The 20,833-nt window shown below is 72.9% G+C and carries 18 protein-coding genes; 4 read left to right on the top strand and 14 right to left on the bottom strand.

Features of this window, described 5'->3' with window-relative positions:
* Positions 1 to 63: 63 nt before the first annotated feature.
* The 3 genes from ACFYYH_RS28185 to ACFYYH_RS28175 all read right to left on the bottom strand — a co-directional run bounded on the left by ACFYYH_RS28185 (position 64) and on the right by ACFYYH_RS28175 (position 2,207).
* Positions 64 to 1,137, bottom strand: coding sequence for a phosphotransferase family protein (locus tag ACFYYH_RS28185; RefSeq protein ID WP_388556617.1), 1,074 nt, complete (start codon positions 1,135 to 1,137; stop codon positions 64 to 66).
* Between the two features lie 342 nt (positions 1,138 to 1,479).
* Positions 1,480 to 1,686, bottom strand: a complete 207-nt coding sequence (locus ACFYYH_RS28180; protein ID WP_388556615.1) for a hypothetical protein — start codon at positions 1,684 to 1,686, stop codon at positions 1,480 to 1,482.
* A gap of 263 nt (positions 1,687 to 1,949) precedes the next feature.
* On the bottom strand, positions 1,950 to 2,207 hold the full coding sequence (locus tag ACFYYH_RS28175) for a hypothetical protein (protein ID WP_388556612.1): 258 nt from the start codon (positions 2,205 to 2,207) through the stop codon (positions 1,950 to 1,952).
* Positions 2,208 to 2,412: 205 nt separating this feature from the next.
* On the opposite strand from ACFYYH_RS28175, the gene ACFYYH_RS28170 reads away from it, so the two are divergent.
* On the top strand, positions 2,413 to 3,672 hold the full coding sequence (locus ACFYYH_RS28170; RefSeq protein ID WP_388556876.1) for a serine/threonine-protein kinase: 1,260 nt from the start codon (positions 2,413 to 2,415) through the stop codon (positions 3,670 to 3,672).
* Positions 3,673 to 3,814: 142 nt separating this feature from the next.
* Here the strand turns inward: ACFYYH_RS28170 and ACFYYH_RS28165 are convergent, their stop codons facing one another.
* The 8 genes from ACFYYH_RS28165 to ACFYYH_RS28130 form a co-directional block, all read right to left on the bottom strand.
* Entirely contained in the window at positions 3,815 to 4,633 is an 819-nt protein-coding gene (locus tag ACFYYH_RS28165) for a TrmH family RNA methyltransferase (protein ID WP_388556610.1), read from the bottom strand.
* Positions 4,634 to 4,682: 49 nt separating this feature from the next.
* Entirely contained in the window at positions 4,683 to 5,915 is a 1,233-nt protein-coding gene (cobA, locus tag ACFYYH_RS28160) for a uroporphyrinogen-III C-methyltransferase (protein ID WP_388556607.1), read from the bottom strand.
* A gap of 663 nt (positions 5,916 to 6,578) precedes the next feature.
* Positions 6,579 to 10,409 (bottom strand): nicotinate-nucleotide--dimethylbenzimidazole phosphoribosyltransferase, encoded by a 3,831-nt coding sequence (gene cobT, locus ACFYYH_RS28155; protein ID WP_388556605.1) that lies wholly within the window; start codon positions 10,407 to 10,409, stop codon positions 6,579 to 6,581.
* 345 nt (positions 10,410 to 10,754) lie between these two features.
* Positions 10,755 to 11,975 (bottom strand): precorrin-6y C5,15-methyltransferase (decarboxylating) subunit CbiE, encoded by a 1,221-nt coding sequence (gene cbiE / locus ACFYYH_RS28150; protein ID WP_388556602.1) that lies wholly within the window; start codon positions 11,973 to 11,975, stop codon positions 10,755 to 10,757.
* A gap of 225 nt (positions 11,976 to 12,200) precedes the next feature.
* Positions 12,201 to 12,839, bottom strand: coding sequence for a GNAT family N-acetyltransferase (locus ACFYYH_RS28145; protein WP_388556599.1), 639 nt, complete (start codon positions 12,837 to 12,839; stop codon positions 12,201 to 12,203).
* A gap of 197 nt (positions 12,840 to 13,036) precedes the next feature.
* Positions 13,037 to 13,903: a MetQ/NlpA family ABC transporter substrate-binding protein gene (locus ACFYYH_RS28140; protein ID WP_388556596.1), complete on the bottom strand. Its 867-nt coding sequence runs from the start codon at positions 13,901 to 13,903 to the stop codon at positions 13,037 to 13,039.
* A 121-nt stretch (positions 13,904 to 14,024) separates the two neighbouring features.
* Positions 14,025 to 14,693 (bottom strand): methionine ABC transporter permease, encoded by a 669-nt coding sequence (locus tag ACFYYH_RS28135; protein ID WP_388556593.1) that lies wholly within the window; start codon positions 14,691 to 14,693, stop codon positions 14,025 to 14,027.
* The gene (locus ACFYYH_RS28130; protein ID WP_388556590.1) at positions 14,690 to 15,811 is read right to left on the bottom strand and encodes a methionine ABC transporter ATP-binding protein; all 1,122 of its coding nucleotides are present in this window, start codon (positions 15,809 to 15,811) and stop codon (positions 14,690 to 14,692) included. The genes ACFYYH_RS28135 and ACFYYH_RS28130 overlap by 4 nt, the downstream gene beginning before the upstream one ends.
* Before the next feature lie 569 nt (positions 15,812 to 16,380).
* Between ACFYYH_RS28130 and ACFYYH_RS28125 the strand changes: the two genes are divergently transcribed.
* Together ACFYYH_RS28125 and ACFYYH_RS28120 are read left to right on the top strand one after the other, a co-directional pair.
* Positions 16,381 to 16,740: a hypothetical protein gene (locus ACFYYH_RS28125; RefSeq protein WP_388556587.1), complete on the top strand. Its 360-nt coding sequence runs from the start codon at positions 16,381 to 16,383 to the stop codon at positions 16,738 to 16,740.
* A gap of 2 nt (positions 16,741 to 16,742) precedes the next feature.
* On the top strand, positions 16,743 to 17,234 hold the full coding sequence (locus tag ACFYYH_RS28120) for a hypothetical protein (protein WP_388556584.1): 492 nt from the start codon (positions 16,743 to 16,745) through the stop codon (positions 17,232 to 17,234).
* Positions 17,235 to 17,351: 117 nt separating this feature from the next.
* Here ACFYYH_RS28120 and ACFYYH_RS28115 read toward each other — a convergent pair whose 3' ends face one another.
* From ACFYYH_RS28115 to ACFYYH_RS28105, 3 genes are all read right to left on the bottom strand, one after another.
* Positions 17,352 to 17,855, bottom strand: a complete 504-nt coding sequence (locus ACFYYH_RS28115) for a GNAT family N-acetyltransferase (protein ID WP_388556582.1) — start codon at positions 17,853 to 17,855, stop codon at positions 17,352 to 17,354.
* Between the two features lie 37 nt (positions 17,856 to 17,892).
* A complete protein-coding gene (locus ACFYYH_RS28110; RefSeq protein WP_388556579.1) occupies positions 17,893 to 18,477 on the bottom strand; it encodes a sigma-70 family RNA polymerase sigma factor in 585 nt (194 codons plus the stop codon).
* A 230-nt stretch (positions 18,478 to 18,707) separates the two neighbouring features.
* On the bottom strand, positions 18,708 to 19,865 hold the full coding sequence (locus tag ACFYYH_RS28105) for a glycerophosphodiester phosphodiesterase (RefSeq protein ID WP_388556576.1): 1,158 nt from the start codon (positions 19,863 to 19,865) through the stop codon (positions 18,708 to 18,710).
* A 179-nt stretch (positions 19,866 to 20,044) separates the two neighbouring features.
* Here ACFYYH_RS28105 and ACFYYH_RS28100 point away from each other — a divergent pair, with 179 nt between their 5' ends.
* A complete protein-coding gene (locus tag ACFYYH_RS28100; protein ID WP_388556573.1) occupies positions 20,045 to 20,761 on the top strand; it encodes a lysophospholipid acyltransferase family protein in 717 nt (238 codons plus the stop codon).
* Positions 20,762 to 20,833 lie beyond the last annotated feature (72 nt).

The raw sequence follows: 20,833 nt of genomic DNA, 5'->3' as shown, positions 1-20,833 counted from the left end.
GCTCAGCTCCTCGCCGTTCGTCCGTCATCGCCGGAACACCTGCCCGGCGACGGTCGGTTCAGCCTACGACGAGCGAGGGCCCTCCAACGGGGCGGGGAGCGAAGCGATTCGGGCACAGGCGTCGATCATCAGACGCTCGACCTCGTCGAGCGCCCGGTTCTCCGCGACGGACTTGGCGATGGCGAGAGCGGCCGTCTGGACAGTGAGGGCGCGGGCGGGGATGTCGAGCCGTGGCCAGGGGTCCGCGCCGGGGGCCCCAGCGGGTTCCAGGGCAGGATCCACGGCGGGATCCACGGCGGGGCCGCGCGCCGCCCGGTAGGCCCCGAGGAAGCGCTGCCAGACCTCCGGCGCCAGCAGCCCCGCCGCATACCAGGCCGCCGGGCGCGCCAAGTCCCAGGCGGGATCACCGAGTCCGAGATCGTCCACGTCGATGAGCAGCCAGGGGCCGTCGGGGGCGGGGTGGCGGACGAGCTGTCCGAGGTGCAGGTCACCGTGGCAGAGGGTGTGCGGCCCCGGCGGGGGCGCCTCGTCGCGCGCCCAGGCGGGGAGCCGCTCCCAGGCACGCCGTACGGGGCCGGCGGCGGGGTGCGGTCCCGCGGCCCGCATCCGGGCGAGGGCGCGGGCGGCCTTGGCGGGCCCGCGCATGAAGGGCAGTCCGCCGTCCGCCCGCACGCTCCGCGGCGGTACGGAGTGGAGCCGGGCGACGAGTGCGCCCGCCTCCTCCCAGGGGGCCGCGTCGGGGTCGGCGGGATCGACGGGGCTCCCGTAGGGCCACGCGGTGACGGGGCGGCCGTGCACCGTCCCGGCGTCGGCCGGGAGCGGCGGCAGCAGAATCCCGGCGAGGCGCGGGTGCGCGGCAAGGGCGAGCCTGGCGCGGTGCCCGGCGGGATCCGTACCGTCCGCGTGCGCCTTGGCGACGGCCTTCCCGTGGCGTACGACGACTCCTCCGCCACGCTCGGCGAGCACGGCCTCCGGATGCCCGCAGGCACGGCAGCGCGAGGGGGCCGTCCCGGCGTCCGCCCGGGGATCGGTCCCGGGATCGTGGCTGGGATCGTGGCTGGGATCGTGGCTGGGGTCCGCCGCGTGGGCGGCGCGGCGGGCGACACGGCCGAGTGCGTGGACGACGGATGCGGTCATGGCCCCCCGATGCGATGAATTCCCACGAGAACCTTACGATCGGCGCCCACCCGCCGAAAACGCCCCCGGCCCTTCCCCCTGTCCTGTCGTGTCGGGTCGGGTCCGCTTAGTGCCGGGGCGCAGGGTCCCAGGGCGCCGGCCGGCAGTTCGCGGTGTCGGCCGGCTGTGCGGGAAAAGGCGTCGGGGGGCACCCGGGAGGCGTACCGTTGTCCGGGCAGCGCGATGGCCGGTCAGCTCCCCAGCTGACCGGCCAAACGCTGCCGTCCGCCGCACCCCCGTCCCCACGGGGTTGTTGGCCGGATGTCCCCGACCCGGGCCGCTCTCCCGGGTCCGGGGCGCCGCTCAGCGCCCCAGCATCACGCCCACGGACGACGCTTGTGTGACCACCGCTTCCCAGCCGCCGAAGACGACCACGAGCAGTGCCGCCAGAGGAAGGACCATGGCCGTCGCCACCAGCGGGTGGCGCGGTCCGGACCGGCGTCCGCCGAACGCGTCGAACGCTCTGCGTCCCTGCGTACGGATCGCTGCCCGCGGTGCCGTGCCCGCCATGGTCCCTCTCCCCTGTTCTGTCCGGAGAGCGGCGAGTGTCGACCTCGGGGGACGAGTGCTGCACCCGCCGCTCAACCTCCACACTAGGGACGCGCCAGGCCCGGGTCGTCATGCCCGCGTACCGATTACCGGGCCTCCCGGAGGATGAGCCTCCTGCCGCTGGAGTACTCCCCTGGGTGGAGAGAACGCCGCAGGACCGAGGGTCATCCCGGAGACGAGGCGACGCCCCGGGGATGTCTCCGGCGGGTCACCGGGGCGCGGTTCTAGGCGGTGGGGCCGTCCCGGAGGGGGCGCTCCGAGGCGTCCTGCCGTGGCATGGGCTGCTCGACCAGCGCGAGGACCCGCGTGGCCATGAAGCGGGCCGTCCGGACCACCGACCCGTTTCGGGTGACTTCGCTCACTTCCACCACGCCCCGGCGCACCGCCGTCTCCACCCGGCGGCCCGCCCTGCTCGCCACCACTTCATACGTACGCGTCGTGTCCCCCGCGTCCACGACTATCTCCACCCGGTCACCCTTCACGATCCAATCCCCCTTCTGCGACGGACCTTTGAGATCTCGCACGGGCCAGGAGGACTTGGGATCCACCATCCTCCGACCACCACTCAAGTTTCCCACCCCGCACTGACAATCGGTCGGTCCACGAGGGCGCGGCCTATGAGCGCGCCGGGGCGCGGGTACGTAAGCTGTGCCACGTCACACGGACGACCGGGCAGCGGGGATGGACATGGCGATGATGCGGCTCCGGCGCGAGGACCCGCGTGTCGTCGGTTCGTTCCGGCTCCACCGGCGGCTGGGCGCCGGCGGGATGGGCGTCGTCTATCTGGGTTCCGACCGGCGCGGGCAGCGGGTCGCGCTGAAGGTGATCCGCCCGGATCTGGCGGAGGATCAGGAGTTCCGGTCGCGGTTCGCCCGCGAGGTGTCCGCCGCGCGCCGGATCCGCGGCGGCTGTACGGCACGGCTGGTGGCCGCCGACCTCGAGGCGGACCGGCCGTGGTTCGCCACGCAGTATGTGCCGGGCCCCTCTCTGCACGACAAGGTCGCCGAGGAGGGCCCGCTGCCGGCCGCTGAGGTGGCCTCCGTCGGGGCCGCCCTGTCCGAGGGCCTGGTGGCCGTGCACGAGGCCGGGGTCGTCCACCGCGATCTCAAGCCGTCGAACATCCTGCTCTCGCCCAAGGGTCCCCGCATCATCGACTTCGGTATCGCCTGGGCGACCGGGGCGAGCACGCTGACGCATGTCGGAACGGCGGTCGGTTCGCCCGGGTTCCTCGCCCCCGAACAGGTGCGGGGCGCCACGGTGACCCCGGCGACGGACGTGTTCTCGCTCGGCGCCACGCTCGCGTACGCCGCGACCGCCGACTCCCCCTTCGGACACGGCAGTTCCGAGGTCATGCTCTACCGGGTGGTGCACGAGGAAGCCCATCTCGACGGAGTGCCCGACGCTCTCGCGCCGCTGCTGCGTGCCTGTCTCGCCAAGGATCCCGACGAGCGTCCCAGCACACTCCAACTGTCGATGCGGCTCAAGGAGATCGCGGCCAGGGAGGCCCAGGGACTCTCGGACAGCCGGCCGCCCGCCCAGCGGGTACGCGAGGCACAGGAGCTGCCGACGGGGCGGCTGACCGAGCGGTACACCGAGCGCTTCGTCGAGCGGGCCCCCCAGAGCCGTACCCCGGGCGGCTCGGGGCCGTCCGCGTCCCGTTCCGGATCCGCGCGGTCCACGGGCTCCTCACCGCGCACGGGAGGCTCCTCACCGCGTTCCGGCGGCGCTTCCTCCCGTACGGGGGGCTCTTCGTCCCGTACCGGCGGCTCGCGTCCGCAGCAGCCGCGCGGCACCGGGCGTACGGGCGACCGCAGACCGACCGGCGGGCGCTCGACCTCGGCGGGGCGGCGGCCCGCCAATCCACGGCTGCTGCGGCAGCGGCTGATCGTCTTCGTCGTCGTGACGCTGATCGTCGCCCTGGGGATCGCGGCGGCCCAGCAGCTCTGAGCAGGGCCCGGGGCCGGGGTCCGTGGCCGGGGTCCGTAGCCCCGAGTCCGAGGCCGGGGCCCTGAGTCCGGGGCCGGGGCCCTGAGTCCGTGGTCCGGGGCCGGGGTCCGCCGGGTCCCGCGCGGCGTTTCAGGTCCGGTCGTCAGTTCCCCGGCCGGCCCGTTGTCACGGCGTAGAACGCGACCGCCGCCGCGGCGCCGACGTTCAGCGAGTCCACCCCGTGCGCCATGGGGATACGGACCCACTCGTCGGCGGTGTCGAGCGCACGCGCGGAGAGACCGTCACCCTCCGCACCGAGCATCAGCGCGACGCGCTCCAGCCGGTGCGGTGCGGCCTCGTCCATCGCGGACGCGCGCTCGTCGGGGGTGAGCGCCAGCAGTCGGAAGCCCGCTTCCCGTACGGTGTCCAGCGCCCGCGGCCAGCCGTCGAGCCGGGCGTACGGCACGGAGAACACCGCCCCCATCGAGACCTTCACCGAGCGGCGGTAGAGCGGATCGGCGCAGTCCGGCGAGAGCAGGACGGCGTCCATGCCGAGGGCCGCGGCGCTGCGGAAGATCGCGCCGATGTTGGTGTGGTCGTTCACGGCTTCCATGACGGCCACCCGGCGGGCCGTACGGAGGATCTCGGCCACCGGGGGCAGCGGCTTGCGCGCCATGGAGGCGAGGGCGCCGCGGTGGACGTGATAGCCGGTCACGCGCTCGGCGAGACCGGGGCTCACCGCGTACACCGGGGCGGTGGCCTCGTCGATCACATCCCGCATGGTGTCGATCCACTTGGCCGACAGCAGCATCGACCTCATCGCGTATCCGGCCTGGCCTGCCCGGCGGATGACCTTCTCGCCCTCGGCGATGAAGAGGCCTTCGGCGGGCTCGCGCCTGCGGCGCAGTTCGACGTCCGTCAGGTCGGTGTAGTCGCGCAGGCGCGGGTCGTCGGGGTCGTCGACGGTGATGAGTTCAGCCACGGGGTGACACAGCCTTGTCCGATCGGGTCCGGGCGGGGGGCGGAAGCGGTCAGCGGCCGTCGCCGAGGGCCACGACGTCGCCGATGACGATGACGGCGGGAGGCCGTACCCGCTCGGCCCGTACGGCCTCCGCGACGGTCGCGAGCGTGGCGTCGACCCGTCGCTGGGCGGCCGTGGTGCCCTCCTGGACGAGGGCGACGGGGGTGTCGGGTGCCTTGCCGTGCGCGACCAGCGCCTCCGCGATGGCGCCGATCTTGTCGACGGCCATCAGCAGGACGAGCGTGCCATGGAGCCGGGCGAGCGCGGCCCAGTCGACCAGTGAGCGGTCGTCGTCGGGGGCGACATGGCCGCTGACGACGGTGAACTCATGGGCGACTCCCCGGTGGGTGACGGGGATTCCGGCGGCGCCCGGCACGCTGATGGAGCTGGAGATCCCGGGCACGACCGTGCAGGGGATCCCGGCCTCGGCGAGCGCGTGGACCTCCTCCATGCCCCGGCCGAAGACGAACGGGTCACCGCCCTTCAGCCGGACCACGGCCCTGCCCGCCTTGGCGTGCTCGATCAGCGCGTCGTTGATGGCCTCCTGGGCCATGGCACGGCCGTACGGGATCTTCGCCGCGTCTATCACCTCGACATGCGGCGGGAGTTCGTTCAGCAGGTCGCGCGGACCGAGGCGGTCGGCGATGACGACGTCCGCCTCCGCGAGGAGCCTGCGCCCGCGCACGGTGATCAGATCGGGGTCGCCGGGGCCGCCGCCGACGAGGGCGACACCGGGGGTACGGGTGCGGTGGTGGGGCGCGGCGAGGGTGCCGTCGCGCAGGCCCTCGACGATGGCGTCCCGCACGGCGGCGGAACGGCGCGGGTCGCGTCCGGTCAGCACGGCGACGGTGACGCCCTCGCTGCGGCCGGTGGCGGGGGTCCAGGCGGTGGCGGCCTCGGCGTCGTCGCTGCGTACGCACCAGACGCGGTCGCGTTCGGCCTCGGCGGAGGCGGTGCGGTTGGCGGCGGGGTCGCTGGAGGCGATGAGGGCGTACCAGGCACCGGCGAGGTCGCCCTCCTCGTAGCGGCGCCGTTCCCAGCGGATCTCGCCCGCCTCCGCCATGGCCTCGACGGACGCCTTCGCGGAGGGCGAGACGAGCACGATGTCGGCACCGGCCGCGATGAGCGCGGGCAGCCGGCGCTGCGCGACCTGTCCGCCGCCGACGACGACGACGCGCCGCCCGGACAGGCGGAGTCCGACGGGGTAGGCGGGGTGATCGGCGTGCGCGGCGTGCTCGGCCATGTCGGTAGGGGCTCCTCGGGCGGGCGTGTGGATGTGCGGGACGGGGACTGTCCGAAGACGGGCGGGGTGCGGGGACGGGACGGTGGCCGACCCCCGGTGTGGCGGTGAAGCGGCTGGTGGGACGGGGTACGGTCCCGGCGACCACCTTACGGGGAGGGGGCGCGCGGGTCACGGTCGGAGCCGGGTCCGTGGTGACGGGAGCCTTTCTCCCGCGCCGTCCCTTCCCGGAAGCGGGGGCCGGCCCCGGACCCCGGTTCCGCGCAGGGGCGGGGCGGGGCCGGTGGCCCGTAGGGCACGTGCCGTACGGCGGGTACGAGCGGTCCGCGTCCGGTCGGCCGTGGGCGGGGCCGGCACCCGCGCCGGGCCGGGGCGCGCGACGCCCGCGACGGCGGCCCTCCACAGCCCTCGGTACATGCCGCATGCCACACGGCGCGTACCGAGGGAGGACGGCGCCGGCGCCGATGGGCCGACCGGCCCGTCGATGCTCCGGGCCGCCCCGGCGGCGCGTGCCCGCCCCCTCGGGCCCGAGGGGGCGGGACAGCCGGGACAGCCGGGACAGCGGTACGCACGGCGTGGCACCGGACCGTACGCCCACCGCCTGGCGCGTGCCCGCGGGCGGTGGGTGGCGCCGCGGGCACCGGAACAGGACGTACGGCGGGCGGGCTACTTCTCCGTGACTCCCGCCGAGTCGAACGTCGCCACCTCGTGCATCGCCCGCGCCGCGCTCTGCACCACCGGGAGGGCAAGGAGCGCGCCCGTGCCCTCGCCCAGGCGGAGGTCCAGGTCGACCAGGGGGCGCAGACCCAGCTTGTTGAGAGCCGCCACATGCCCCGGTTCGGCGCTGCGGTGGCCGGCGATGCAGGCGGCCAGGGCCTCGGGGGCGATGGCCCGCGCCACCAGGGCCGCCGCGCCCGCGCTGACGCCGTCGAGGATCACCGGCGTACGCAGGGACGCCCCGCCGAGCAGGAAGCCGACCAGGGCCGCGTGCTCCAGACCGCCGACCGCCGCGAGAACGCCGACCGGGTCGGCCGGGTCCGGCTGGTGGAGTTCGAGGCCACGGCGGACGACATCGACCTTGCGGGCGTGCATCTCGTCGTTGATGCCCGTACCCCGCCCGGTGACCTCCATCGGGTCCTGGCCGGTGTAGACACAGATCAGCGCGGCCGAGACCGTCGTGTTGGCGATGCCCATCTCCCCTGTGAGCAGTGCCTTGTTGCCCGCCGCCACCAGATCACGGGCCGTCTCGATGCCGACCTCGATCGCGGCGAGCACCTCCTCACGGCTCAGCGCGGGACCCGTCGTGAAGTCCGCCGTACCGGCCCGGACCTTACGGGGCAACAGGCCCGGCGTCGCCACGAGTTCACCCGCGACGCCCACGTCGACCACACACACCTCCGCGCCCACCTGCGTCGCGAACGCGTTGCAGACCGCGCCGCCGCCCAGGAAGTTGGCCACCATCTGGCCGGTGACCTCCTGGGGCCAGGGGGTCACGCCCTGCGCGTGCACACCGTGGTCGCCGGCGAAGATCGCGACCGCCGCGGGCTCCGGGATCGGCGGGGGGCAGAGCCGCGACAGACCGCTGAGCTGAGCCGAGATGATCTCCAGCATGCCGAGCGCGCCCGCGGGTTTCGTCATCCGCTTCTGCCGCTCCCAGGCCTCCCCCAGCGCCTTGGCGTCCAGCGGACGGATGCTCGAGATGGTCTCCTGGAGGAGATCGTGCGGCTCCTCGCCGGGCAGCGCCCTGCGGCCGTACGTCTCCTCGTGGACGACCCACGACAGCGGCCGTCGCTTCGACCAGCCCGCCTGGAGCAGCTCGGGCTCCTCGGGGAACTCGTCGACGTAGCCCACGCACAGATACGCCACGACTTCGAGGTGCTCAGGCAGCCCCAGCGCGCGGACCATCTCGCGCTCGTCGAAGAAGCTGACCCAGCCGACGCCGAGGCCTTCCGCGCGGGCGGCGAGCCACAGGTTCTCGACGGCCAGCGCCGAGGAGTACGGGGCCATCTGCGGCTGGGTGTGGCGGCCGAGGGTGTGCCGGCCGCCGCGTGTCGGATCGGCGGTGACGACAATGTTCACCGGGGTGTCGAGGATGGCCTCGATCTTCAGTTCCTTGAACTGCTTGGCCCGGCCCTTGGGCAGTGACTTGGCGTACGCGTCACGCTGGCGCTGTGCCAGCTCGTGCATGGACCGCCGGGTCTCGGCGGAGCGGATGACGACGAAGTCCCAGGGCTGCGAGTGGCCGACGCTGGGCGCGGTGTGCGCGGCCTCCAGGACGCGGAGCAGCACCTCGTGCGGGACGGGGTCGGAGCGGAAGCCGTTCCTTATGTCGCGGCGTTCGCGCATCACCCGGAGCACGGCCTCGCGCTCGGCGTCGTCGTAGCCGGAGGCGGCGGCGGTGCCCTGCTGCGGGGCGGGCACGGTCTCGGGGGCGGCCTCGGGCGCGACGGGGAACTCGGGCGCGGCTTCCGTCTCGGGCACCGCTCCGGCGCCCGAGACGACCTCGGCCCGGGGCCCGTCCTCGGGCACGGGCAGGCCGTCGGGCGCCTGCGCGTCGTCGGCCTCCGGTGCGGGCGCGGTCTCGGCCTCGGCCTGTGCCTCGGCCCCGGCCTCAGGCACGGTCACGGCCCCGGCCTCGGGCACGGTCAAGGGCACGGACTCCGGCTGAGGCTCGGGGGCCGCCTCGGTCACGGACTCGGCCTCGGACACCGTCACGGCCTCGGGCACCTCCGCGCCCGACGGCTCGGACTCGGACTCCGCTACGGGGGTGGCCTCCACGGGGGCCTCCGCCACAGGTACGGCTTCCGGCACCGGCTCGGCCCGCGGCGGCGGTACGGGCCCGGACTCCGGCTGGGGATCCGGTACGGACTCGGGGACAGCCATGGCCAGAGGCTTCGCGGAGGCCGACGGCTCTTCCGGCGCCTCGGCGGCCTGCTGGACGGGCTCGGCCTGGGCCTGGGGCTGGGGCTCGGTCTGCTGGACCGGCTCCTCGGCCGCGGCCGGCTCCACCACCTGCGACGGCGCGGGCTCGGCCGCGGGCTCGGGCTCGGGCTCGGCCTCGGGCGGCCGAACGGCCTCGACCGGCCCGGTGTCCTGGGCCGACTCCGTCTCCGGCTCCGGCTCCGTCTCCGGCTCCGGCGCCGCCTCCGCCACGGGCTCGGGCGGGAGCTGGGTCTCGGGCTGCGCCGGGGTCTCCGGCACGACCGTTTCTGCGTGCGCCTCCGTCACCACCGGTCCCGCCGACGGCTCGGGGCCCCACGGCGCGCCGGGCTGCGGCGGAATCTCGCTGAGCTGTGGTCCCGCCGGCACGGCCGCCGGTACGGGCGGCTCCTCGCGCGGGACGTCCAGATACTCCGGTCCCGTGGTGGCGGGCCCCTGGGTCTGAGCCTGGGCCTGGGCCTGGGCCCGGATCTGCACGGACTGGGTGTGCGCACCCGCGGGCCCCCGGTCGGCGAGCGAGCGCACCACTCCGCCGGTCGCGTCGGGCACGGGCGGGCCCATGTGCAACGGACGGCGGGGCGGGGTCGGGGCGGCTACGGGGGGAGCGGTCGCCATGGGCGGCGGCATCCGTACACCGCTCAGGTCCACCGAACCGGAATCCCGCCCGCCCGCCTCGTGCGCGCCCTGGTGCAGATTCCGTCCCCGCCCGATGGACCCCTGCTGCGGCTCCTGGGACGGATCCGGCTGTGCTTCCCGCTGCGGCTCCGCTCCCTGGGGCGCGGCCGGCGCCGCCGCGGGCCCGGCCGGGGGTCCGGCGGGGGCTTCCTGGACCGGCACGGCGAACTGGCCCGAGGCATCGGCGGGAGCCTCGGCCACCGCGACCGCGCCCTGCTGTGCCTGAGTCTGCGCCTGCGCCTGCGCCTGCCCGTGCGTCTGCGCCGGGAACTCGGGCTGTCCCCCGTACTCCTGCTGTCCCATGGACGCGGACCCCGTCCGGAACCCCTGCTCGGCGGGGAACTCCTGCCGCGGCTGATACGCGTCCGGTGTCTGCGCGGGCTGCTGAACCTGCTGCGCCTGCGGCACCTGGGCATGCGCCTCCACCGGAGGCTGCGCCGGGATCTGGACCTGGACCTGTGACACCGGCTCCGCCATCGGCGCCGGCTGTTCTATGGGCGGCGCCTGCTGCTGCACCGGCATCTGCTCGGGAGCCGCGTACCCTTCCGGACCGGCGTACCCCTCGGGAGTGAAGCCCTCCGGAGCGAAGCCCTGGGGCGCGGCGAACCCCTCGTGCCCGGTGAAGCCCTCGGGTGCCGGATAGCCCGCGGGCGCGGCGTATCCGTCCGGGGCGGCATAGACGGGGGGCGCCTCCGCCGGGACCACCTGGGGATCGCTCCACCCCCCCTGCGCGCTCGGCATCAGGAGCAGATCCTCGTCCTCGGTGACGCGACCGGAGGGGTCCAGGTAGGTGTACGCGCCGGGAGCGGGGATGCCCGGCTGCTCCACCATGCCTGCGTTCTCCGGCAGTCCCTCGCCCGGAACCTGGCCGGTGTCAGTCATGCGTACCCCTCGCCCATTGGTTCTGCTCCTTCGGCCCTTCACCCGGGGCGCCCGATCCGCGGCGCCTCCGGCGCCCGTCAGGAACAACGAGCGTGAGCGCCGCGCGGCACGAACGGCGCGCGGTCACCCCGAAGTCTCGCGGCTTCGCGCGGCCTTTCGCGGCCGTGGCGGAGGTTCCGCCCCGGCCCCGCTGTGGACTGCGCCACGTCGCGCGTCCCCCCGGTTCGCCGTACCACATGAGGGTCCAAAACGGGCCCCTTTTCCGGACATTGACTAACGAAGTGATGAACGCCCGGCCGCGGTACAACGATCTGCCAGCCTACCGCGCGCGGCGCCGGAACAGGGTCAGGGGGCGCTGTCCGGTCGCTGTCCCGCGACCAGGAAAACGACGGAACGCTCCCGCTCCGTCCACGCGCCCGTGTCGAGGCCGACGGACTGGAGCAGGACGCACTCCACCTCATATCCCCCTTCGGCCAAGGCAGTTCCGACGGCCTCGGCCTCGTCGCGGGTGGCCGCGTGGGTGACGATCCGCTCGGGCCTGCGGTCGGCGCAGGCGGTGACCACATCGATACCGCCGCCGCCGATCCGTACGACATCGGGTTCCGGCAGCCGCTCCAGCACCTGGGGCGCCCGGCCCTGGACGACCTGCATCTGCACGCCCGCGCGGCGGGCGGCGGCGGCCGTGCTGGCGCAGGCCCCCGGCTCGTCGTCGACCGCGATCACCGCCGCCCCGAACCGGGCGGCCTCGGCGGCCAGCGCTCCGCTGCCGGAGCCGATGTCCCAGATCAGATCGCCGGTACGCGCGCCCAGCCGGGCCAGTTGGGCGGCGCGCAGCCAGGTCGACTCGCCCTCGTCGAGCTCGATGCCGTACTCCGCGGTGGGCAGGGCCCAGCCGCGGTCGGCGGGCGGATAGCCGGGGTCGCGTCCGGCGATCCAGCCGCCGGTCGGGGAGACGGCGGTGCCGATCCCGCCAATGACGATCACGACATTGGGGTCGCGCCAGACATGGTCGGCGGCCTTGTCGGAGGTGAGGACGCTGACCTGTTCCCGCTCGGTGCCCAGTTCCTCGCAGATGACGAAGGTGCGGTGGACACCGTCGAGGAGCAGGGCCAGTTCGGCGGGTCCGGCGCCCGGGGAGGTGAGGACGGCGACCTTGGGGTGCGCCCGGCAGACATTGACGGCGCGGCGGAGCGTACGGCGGTGGGCGACGACGATCTGGGCGTCGTCCCAGGCCATCCCGGCCCGTGCGAAGGCGCCGGCCACGGCGGAGACCGCCGGGACGACCTCGACCTCCAGACCGTGTTCGGGCGCGCGGAGTGTCCGTACGACACCGAAGAAGCCCGGGTCGCCGTCGGCGAGGACCACGGCGCTGCCGCGGTGCCCGGCGATCCGCCGGGCCGCCAGGTCGATGGAGCCGAGCCGGATGCGTTCGGCGTCGGGGGGCACCTCGGGGAGGGCGAGATGGTGGGCGGCTCCGGCCACCAGTGTGGCGGCCGAGAGGGCGGACCCGGCAGCGGCGGTGAGCGGCGAGCCGTCCCAGCCGATCACTGTGACGCGGTCGGCCATCGTCGTCAGTCTCCCGAAAGTCGTCGCTTGGGCTCTGCATGGGTCACGTGCGCCGTCGCACGGGCGCGCGTGGTCGTACCTGGAGCGGACGCGGCCTGTACGGCGGTTCGTCGCCGGTGGCCGTGGGCACCACGAGGCACGGTGAGAGTACCTGGCCCGGCGCGGACGCCGACGGGCGGTGGGGGTCCGTCGTCGGGCCGTGACACGGGTGGCGGGGTGCCGCCGTCAGTTCCAGTCGGTGAAGGACGCGTAGCCGCCCGCGTCGGCCATCTGCTCGGCGACCCCTTCGAGGTCCTCGGGCAGCAGGCCCCAGACGATGAGGTCGGTGCGGATATCGGTCCAGCCGCCGTCCTCGGTCTGGGTACGCGCTATCCAGGCATTGCGCAGGACACCCTCGCTGATGCAGCCGATCTTCTGCGCGACCTGCTGCGAGGCGGTGTTGTCGGCGGGGGTGCGCACTTCGATGCGCTCGAACTTCTGGTCCCGGAAGAGCCACTGCGCGACCGCGAGCGCCGATTCCGTCGCGTATCCCTCACCGCGCGCCCAGGGGGCGGTCACATAGGCCATCTCGGTGGAGAGCGCGTGCCAATTGGTTCTGCGCAGCCGCACGATGCCGACGAGCCGCTGCGTGAGGAACTCGGTGACGGCGAAGGCGATTCCGCGCCCCGCGACGCGTTCGGCGGGGGCGATGCTGGCGACCCACTGGTCGGCGTCCTCGCGCGTATACGGATGAGGCACGGGCGTCCACGCCGTGATCAGTTCGTCGTTCATCATTTCGATGTGCGCCGGGATGTCCGCCGCCTCGAAGGGGCGCAGCACCAACCGGTCCGTGCTGATGGAAACGTCCGGAAAGGTGGTAGTCATGCGCAGCTCCATGCCTCAGTCCGTCGTAAATGCACAGCATGCAGCATCGGACGGGGATGCGCATGGCCGGGTCCGGGTGGATGCGCGGGCCCCGCGTACGGAAGACGTACGCGGGGCCGCACCGAAAGACTCGGAGACAAGAACGTTACTGCTCCGGCCACTTGAGCGGCACACGGGCCGCCCGGAAACCGCCGGAGTTACTGGGCGGGGCCGAAGGCGGGGACGACCGAGCCGTCGTAGGTGTCCTCGATAAACTTCTTGACCTCGGGAGTGTTGAGAAGGGTCGCGAGCTTCTGCACGCGGGGGTCGTTCTCCTTGCCCCGCTTGACGGCGAGGAAGTTGGCGTACGGGTTGCCCTCGGACTTCTCCAGGGCGAGCGAGTCCTGCGCGGGCTTGAGGTCGGCCTCGAGGGCGTAGTTGCCGTTGATGATGGCGGCGTCGACATCGTTGAGGGCACGCGGCAGGGTGGCGGCCTCCAGCTCCTTGAACTTGATGCCCTTGGCGTCCTCGATGTCGGAGAGATTGGCGTCGATTCCCGCGTCGGCCTTGAGCGTGATCACACCGTTGTCCGCGAGCAGCTTCAGCGCGCGGCCCTCATTGGTGGTGTCATTCGGAATGGCGATGCTCTGGCCGGACTTGATGCCCTTGAGATCGTCGATCTTCTTGGAGTAGAGACCGAGCGGTTCCAGATGGACATTGACGACGGGCACGATGTCGGTGCCGTTCTTCTTGTTGAAGTCGTCCAGATAGGGCTTGTGCTGGAAGAAGTTGGCGTCGACCTCGCCGCTCTGGGTCGCGGTGTTCGGCAGCACGTAGTCCGTGAACTCCTTGACCTCCAGCTTGAGGCCCGCCTTCGCCGCCAGATTGTCCTTGACGAAGTTCAGGATGTCGGCGTGCGGTATGGGGGACGCGGCGACGAGCAGCGGCTTGGCCGTGTCGGCCGAGGCACCGGAGCCGGCCTTGTCCGAGGAGCCCGGGTCCGAGGACGTGCCGCAGGCGCTGAGGCCCAGGGTGAGGACGACGGTGGCGGCGGCGGCCGCGGTGAGCTTGGCGGTGGTACGCACGAAGAGTGCCTCTTTCCACTGATACGGGTGTCGAGGCCCGGACAAGGAGTACGGGCCGTTGGGCGGTACGGATGTGGGGGTCTGGTGGCTGGGGGGTCTGGGGGCGGCCTGGGCCTGGGCTTCAGGCGGTACGGCCGCGGCGGGACAGCAGCCGTACGACGCCGTCACCGAGGAGCTGCACGACGGTGACGATCACGATCAGCACCACGACCGTGGCGATCATGAAGCCGTTCTCGAAGCGCTGGAATCCGTAGGTGACGGCCTTGGATCCCAGGCCTTCGCCGCCGACCGCGCCGGCCATCGCCGAGTAGCCGATGAGGGCGATGACGGTGGTGGTGACGCCGGAGATCAGCGACGGCAGGGACTGCGGCAGCAGCACCTTGCTGACGATGGTCGGGACGGAGCCGCCCATGGCCTGGACGGCCTCGACCAGGCCGTGGTCGACCTCACGGACGGCGGTCTCCACGAGGCGCGCGAAGAACGGGATGGCACCGACCGCGAGCGGCACGATCATCGCGGTGGGCCCGATGAAGGTGCCGACGACCAGTGTGGTGAACGGGATCAGCGCGATCAGCAGGATGATGAACGGCAGCGAGCGCCCGATGTTCACGATCACCCCGACGGTCTTGTTCACCGGGGCGTTCTGGAGCAGCCCGCCCTTGTCGGTGAGGACCAGCAGAACGCCGAGGGGCAGTCCGCCGACGATGGTGACGAGCGCGGACCACAGCACCATGTAGAGGGTGTCGAGGGTCCCCTGCCACAGCAGCGGCTGCATTTCCGACCAGGTCACTTGACATCTTCCTTCACCAGTGCGGGCGCCTCGCCCTCGGCGGACTCTTCCTCGCCGGACCGTGGGCCGCCGGACGGTGTGCCGGCGGACCGGCCGTCGGTGGACTCCTCGTCCACGACCTCGGCCTGGAGTCCCTGCTCACGCAGGAAACCGATCGGCACGACGTTCTCCTCGTAGCCGCCGGGCAGTTCGATCCGCATCCGGCCGAGCTGCCGGCCGCCGACGGTGTCCATCGCGGCGCCCAGGATCGAGATGTCGAGGTTGTACGTACGGGAGAGCTGCGAGATCACCGGCCGGGTGGCGGCCTCTCCCTGGAAGGTGACGTCGATGACCGTACGGCCGGGGCCCGAGGGCGCGCCGGCCACGGGGAACAGCTCCTGGGCGAGCTGCGAGCCCGGGGTGGCGAGCAGTTCACCGACCGTGCCCGACTCGACGACCTGCCCCTTCCGCATCAGCGCGGCCGAGTCGCAGATCGCCTTGACCACGCCCATCTCGTGCGTGATGAGCAGCACGGTCAGCCCGAGCTGCTGGTTGAGGTCGCGCAGCAACTGGAGGATCGAGCGGGTGGTCTCGGGGTCGAGGGCGCTGGTCGCCTCGTCGGAGAGCAGCACCTTGGGGTCGCCTGCCAGGGCGCGGGCGATACCGACCCGCTGCTTCTGGCCGCCGGAGAGCTGCGAGGGGTACGAGGCGGCCTTGTCGGCGAGCCCCACCAGGTCCAGCAGCTCCAGGGCGCGGCGGGCACGCTCCTGGCGGGTGATGCCGAGGATCTCCAGCGGCAGTTCGACATTGTCCTTGACCGTGCGGGAGGACAGCAGATTGAAGTGCTGGAAGACCATGCCGATGGAACTGCGCGCCCGCCGCAGCTCCTTGCCGGCCCGCCGGCCGCGGCCCGCGAGGGCGGTGAGGTCCTGGCCGTTGACGACCACGCTGCCCGAGGTGGGACGTTCGAGGAGATTGACGCACCGGATGAGCGAGGACTTGCCGGCGCCGCTCTGTCCGACGACACCGAAGACCTCACCTTCCCGGACATGGAGGTCCACGCTGTCGAGCGCGGTGACCTCGCGGCCTCGTGACGAAGCGGACCGGTAGACCTTCGTCAGGCCCGTAGTAGTGATCACAGGGGTATCCGTCACTGTCGAGTGCGCGGCGAAGGGTCCGCCGGCACGGGGCATGGGTCATTCCGACGCATCACGCCGGGACGGTGGGTGACACCGGGGGCGGCGTGGCAGGGGCGGGCCCGCTCACCGCGGTCCGGACCATGGCGCGCATGGCATTCGGACTCGGTGCGGCGGCGTGGCTGTCGGGTCTCGCTTCGGGGCGCGAGGCTCAGGCAGGGGCCCTCAGTTGGCGCACATTCGACACAGACAACGAGCACCGGGCGTCGTGATCGCCTCGGTCGCGGGGGCGCGGTAGCTCATCGTGGTCATGCGAGTAGTAAAGCAGACATCAAGACCGCCCCAGGGGGCTCATCCGTATATCGGACGTTTCTGTCTCACCATCCGTTCGCCGGCGCGTGTGGTCCCTTCTCCTGCCGTGACCTGCGCGGATGACGAAGAGTGCCCGATGGAGGGCAGGGCTTCGGCCGGCGCGGCCGGGTGGTGCGCTGTGTCCAAGGCCACGGTCCGCCGCCGTGCGCGGGCACGGGGGTGCGCGCGGGGTGCCTTTTGGGCCGTAATACGCTCGGGCCATGCTCGTCGCCCTGACGGTCGCGGTCTCCGTGGCCGCGCTCGCCCTCGCCGCCTGGTGCGGTTTCGCCGCCTACCGCGACCAGCCCACCAAGGACTGGCACTTCATCGGCATGGCCGTGGTCTCCGCGCTGGCGCTCGTCCAGCTCGTGATCGGGATCGCGCAGCTCGCGCGCGGGGAGAAGGCCGACCAGGGCTCGGTGATCTTCGTGTCGTATCTGATCGGCGCGCTGCTGGCAGTGCCGGCGGCCGGCTTCCTGTCGCTGGCCGAGCGGACCCGGTGGGGTTCGACGACGGTGGCCGCGGGAGCGGTCGTCCTGGCCGTGCTGGAAGTACGGCTCCATGACATCTGGGGAGGCTGACGATGGGCGAGCCCACCACCGGCGCGACGGCGGGACCGACGCGCGACGCGGAGCGGGCGGGCGACGCGGAGCGGGCGGGCCACACTGAGCGGGCGGGCGACCGGTCCGCGACCCGGCTGGTCCGTGGCCCCGGTCTGCTGCTGGTCTGGCTGTACGGAGTGATGTCCGTCGGCGCGGTCTCCCGGTCGCTCTACCAGATCGCGACCGAGTTCGGGCACGCGCCGCTGGCGTACTCGCTGTCGGCCGTGGCGGCCGTCGTCTACGCGTTCATCACCTACACGCTCGTACGCGGTGGGGAGACGGCGCGGAAGGCGGCGCTGGTGTGCTGCGCCGCCGAACTCGCGGGGGTGCTGGCGGTCGGCACCTGGACGCTGGCCGAGCCCTCGGCCTTCCCGGACACCACGGTCTGGTCGGACTACGGCATGGGCTACCTCTTCATCCCGGTCCTGCTGCCGGTCACCGGCATCCTCTGGCTGCGCAAGACCCGGCGTTGACCGGACACGGGCACCGACAGGGCCCGTGCCCGGTCCCGGCCCGGTGAGGGACGGCGGGGACGGCCGCCCCGGCGGTCGTGCGGACGCCGGTCGCGGCCGAGGCGGACGGGGTCCGTGTCAGGCGCTCGCCGCGTACGCGTCCGCGCCGGCCGGCTTCTCCATGGTGACGAGCCGCAGTCGGGGAGCTATCTGCTCCGTCGAGACGGTCGCGTAGCCCCGGCTGCGGTAGAGCCGCAGATTGCCCTCGCTGCGGTGGCCGGTGAAGAGCTGGAAGCGCTTGGCCGCCGGCTCCGCCGCGAAGTGGGCCTCGATGGCGTCGAGCAGTCTGCCGCCGAGGCCGTGGTGGCGCAGCCGCGGATGGACGATGAGCTTGGCGATCCGGGCGGTGCCGGTGGCATCGACGGATCCTCTGACGGAGGCGACCACTTCGTCACCGAGGCGCGCCACCAGGCAGTACCCGCGGTCGATCTCGGCCTTGAGATCGTCGAGCGTCTGGGTCAGCGGCTCGATGGTGTAGTCGCCGTACAGCTCGGCCTCGCTCTGGTAGCACAGGTACTGCAACTTCAGGATGTGCTCCGCGTCCTGCGCGCTCGCCGCCACGATGGTCACGCTCATGCCCATGTGTGCATGCCTCCCGCTCACCTGATCCGCCGATTGTCTACCGCTCCTTTCCCCACGGTTCAGGAGCCGCAACCTCCGCCGCCAGCATTCTGCGCAGGCATCCCAGACATCTCGAACGTAACGGCCCCAAACTGCCCTGTGACATACCCAACTCGCCTGCGATCTCGCGGTAGGTGGGGTCCTTCGGCGACAGCATCGCGGTCAGCAGCCGGGGGCAGTGCCCGGGGGTACGGCGCACAGCCGCGCGGAGGGTACGGCGGCGGTCGGTGCGCAGCGCGGCCCGCTCGGGGTCGGATTCGGGTCCCGCCGCGGGTTCGGCGGGTTCCGGGGGCTCGGCGGGTTCGTCGCGGTACAGGGGCTCGTGGCGCGTGTGGCGGCGGTACGGGCGGTCCCGGTACAGGTGCTCGTCGGCGGCCGTACGGCGGGCGCGGTGTGCTTCCTCGCGCACGGCCTCCCGTACCCAGTGCGCGAGGTCGCCGGGCGGCTCCTCGCCGTCGAGCCGTTCCAACAGCCTGACCCAGACGCTCTGTTCGAGGTCGACGGCCTCGATCCCGGTGCCGGGCACCTCGGCCGCCGCCTCCGCGCTCACCAGGGGGAGCAGCGCCCGGAAGAGGTCCGGCATCCGCGGCGGCTCCGGCCTCGCGGCCGGCGGCGCGGGATGAGGCGCGGGCGCCGGCGCGGAGCGGGCCGCGGGCGGCGCGGGAGGGTGCGCCACCGCGGCCGGCCGGCAGGCGGGGGTGGCGGTGCGGCGGGGCGAGGTGGCTCGCGTGGACGTCATGCCCGGCGTGACGTCCACGCGGTGACGGGCGGTTGCTCCCCGGCCGGGCGGTCACCCGACCGGGGAACGCGCGCTCAGCGGCTGACGAAGTCCGCCCGCGCCAGCAGACCCGTGTCCGGGTTGTCGGTGAAGATCCCGTCGATCCCCGTCGCGAAGTAGGCCCGGAAGGCGCCGAAGGCGTCGCCGTACGCGTTCGGGTCCGTGCCGCGGCGGAACTCGGCCGGCAGGAAGCTGTTCTCGTTGCGCATCGTGTAGGGGTGGAGGATCAGCCCCTTCGCGTGCGCGTCCCGCACCAGCGTGGTCGGCCGGGTCAGCCGGCCCGAGGCGTCCTTCGGGATGACCAGGTCGAGCGTCGGGCCGAGGCCCTGGGCGAAGGACGCGATCCACTTCAGGCCCTCGGGCTTGACCAGGTCGTCGACCGTGCGCGGGTCGCCCGTCGCCTCGAAGTCCCAGGGGCGGGTGCCCGCGCCGGACAGCAGGACCACCCGCGGCGAGCCGACCAGCTTGGCCAGCCGGCGCATGCTGGTCGGCTCGAAGGACTGGAGGAAGATCGCGGAGTCCTGGCGGTCACGCCCGTAGCGGCGCAGCAGCTTCGCGAGGGGCTCCTCCAGGCCGAGGCCGAGACCGCGGAAGTAGGTGGGGTGCTTGGTCTCGGTGTAGAGCCAGATCCGGCGGCCGAGGCGGCGGCCCTGCTCGTCGGCCCAGCGCAGCACCTCCTCGAAGGTGGGGATCTCCCAGCGGCCGTCGTAGACCGTGCTGTGCTGGCGGGTGCCCGGGATGCGCTCCTTGGCGCGCAGGGTCTTCAGCTCGGCGAGCGTGAAGTCCTCGGTGAACCAGCCCGTGAGGCTGACGCCGTCGACGGACTTGGTGGTCCTGCGGCTCGCGAACTCCGGGTGGTCCGCGACATCCGTGGTGCCGGTGATGTCGTTCTCATGACGGCAGACGAGGTGGCCGTCCTTGGTGGGCACCAGGTCCTGCTCGATCACATGCGCGCCGAGGTCCAGAGCGTGCTGGTACGAGCCCAGGGTGTGCTCGGGGCGGTAGCCGCTGGCGCCGCGGTGGCCGACGATCGTGGGCACGGGCAGCTCCGGGCGGGACGGGTGGTGGCCGCCGCTGCCTCCGCGCTCGGTGGCCTGCGCCGCCGCGGGCAGTGCCATGGCGGCGGCCGAGCCGAGCACCGCCGCTCCCAGTACGGTCCGCCGGCCGGGCGTGTTCCGCGCACCCTGTGTCATGAACGCTCCTTGATGTGGTGTTCTGTGCCTGTCAAGCGAGGCCGAGCGTAGGCGGCGCCGTCTTCCGCGTGGGAGACCTTGGACGAACGTGACGGAAACACACGTCAACACTGCGTATCCAGCCAGTGAACCCGATGTGCGAACCCCGTGAGCCGCGAGTAACGTGCTCACCTGCGGAGATGTTCGCCTCCGTCCACCACCGTCCCTCGCCACCGGAGGAACCGTTGTCCCGCTTCGCGCTCATCAAGGCAGCGCTCGGACCGATCATGCGCCTGATGTTCCGCACCCGTGTGGAGGGCGCCGAGAACATTCCGGGGAGCGGGCCGGTGATCCTCGCCGGCAACCATCTCACCTTCATCGACTCGATGATCCTGCCGCTGGTCTGCGACCGCCAGGTCTTCTTCATCGGCAAGGACGAGTACGTCACGGGCAAGGGGTTCAAGGGCCGGCTGATGGCCTGGTTCTTCACCGGTGTGGGCATGATCCCGGTGGACCGCGACGGTGGGCGCGGCGGTGTGGCGGCGCTGATGACGGGCCGTCGGGTGCTGGAGCAGGGCAATATCTTCGGTATCTATCCGGAGGGCACCCGCTCCCCCGACGGCCGGCTCTACCGGGGCCGTACGGGCATCGCGCGGCTGACGCTGATGACGGGCGCCCCGGTGGTGCCCTTCGCGATGATCGGTACGGACAAGCTCCAGCCGAACGGCACGGGCATGCCGCGCACCGGCAAGGTGACGGTCCGCTTCGGCAAGCCGATGGAGTTCTCCCGGTACGAGGGCATGGACCGCGACCGGTATGTGCTGCGGGCGGTGACGGACTCGGTGATGGCCGAGGTCATGGAGCTGTCCGGGCAGGAGTACGTGGACATGTACGCCACGAAGGCGAAGGCGGCGTAGCCCCCGCCGTCCATTCGGCCGACCGGCCGGACCTGGCCACCTGCCGGGTCGGCCGCACCGGTCGCCGCGCGG

The sequence above is a fragment of the Streptomyces sp. NPDC002018 genome (genome assembly GCF_042890865.1).
GTDB lineage: Bacteria > Actinomycetota > Actinomycetes > Streptomycetales > Streptomycetaceae > Streptomyces.
Note: the sequence above shows the minus strand (reverse complement) of the source record. Positions and strands in the feature narration are given on the sequence as shown.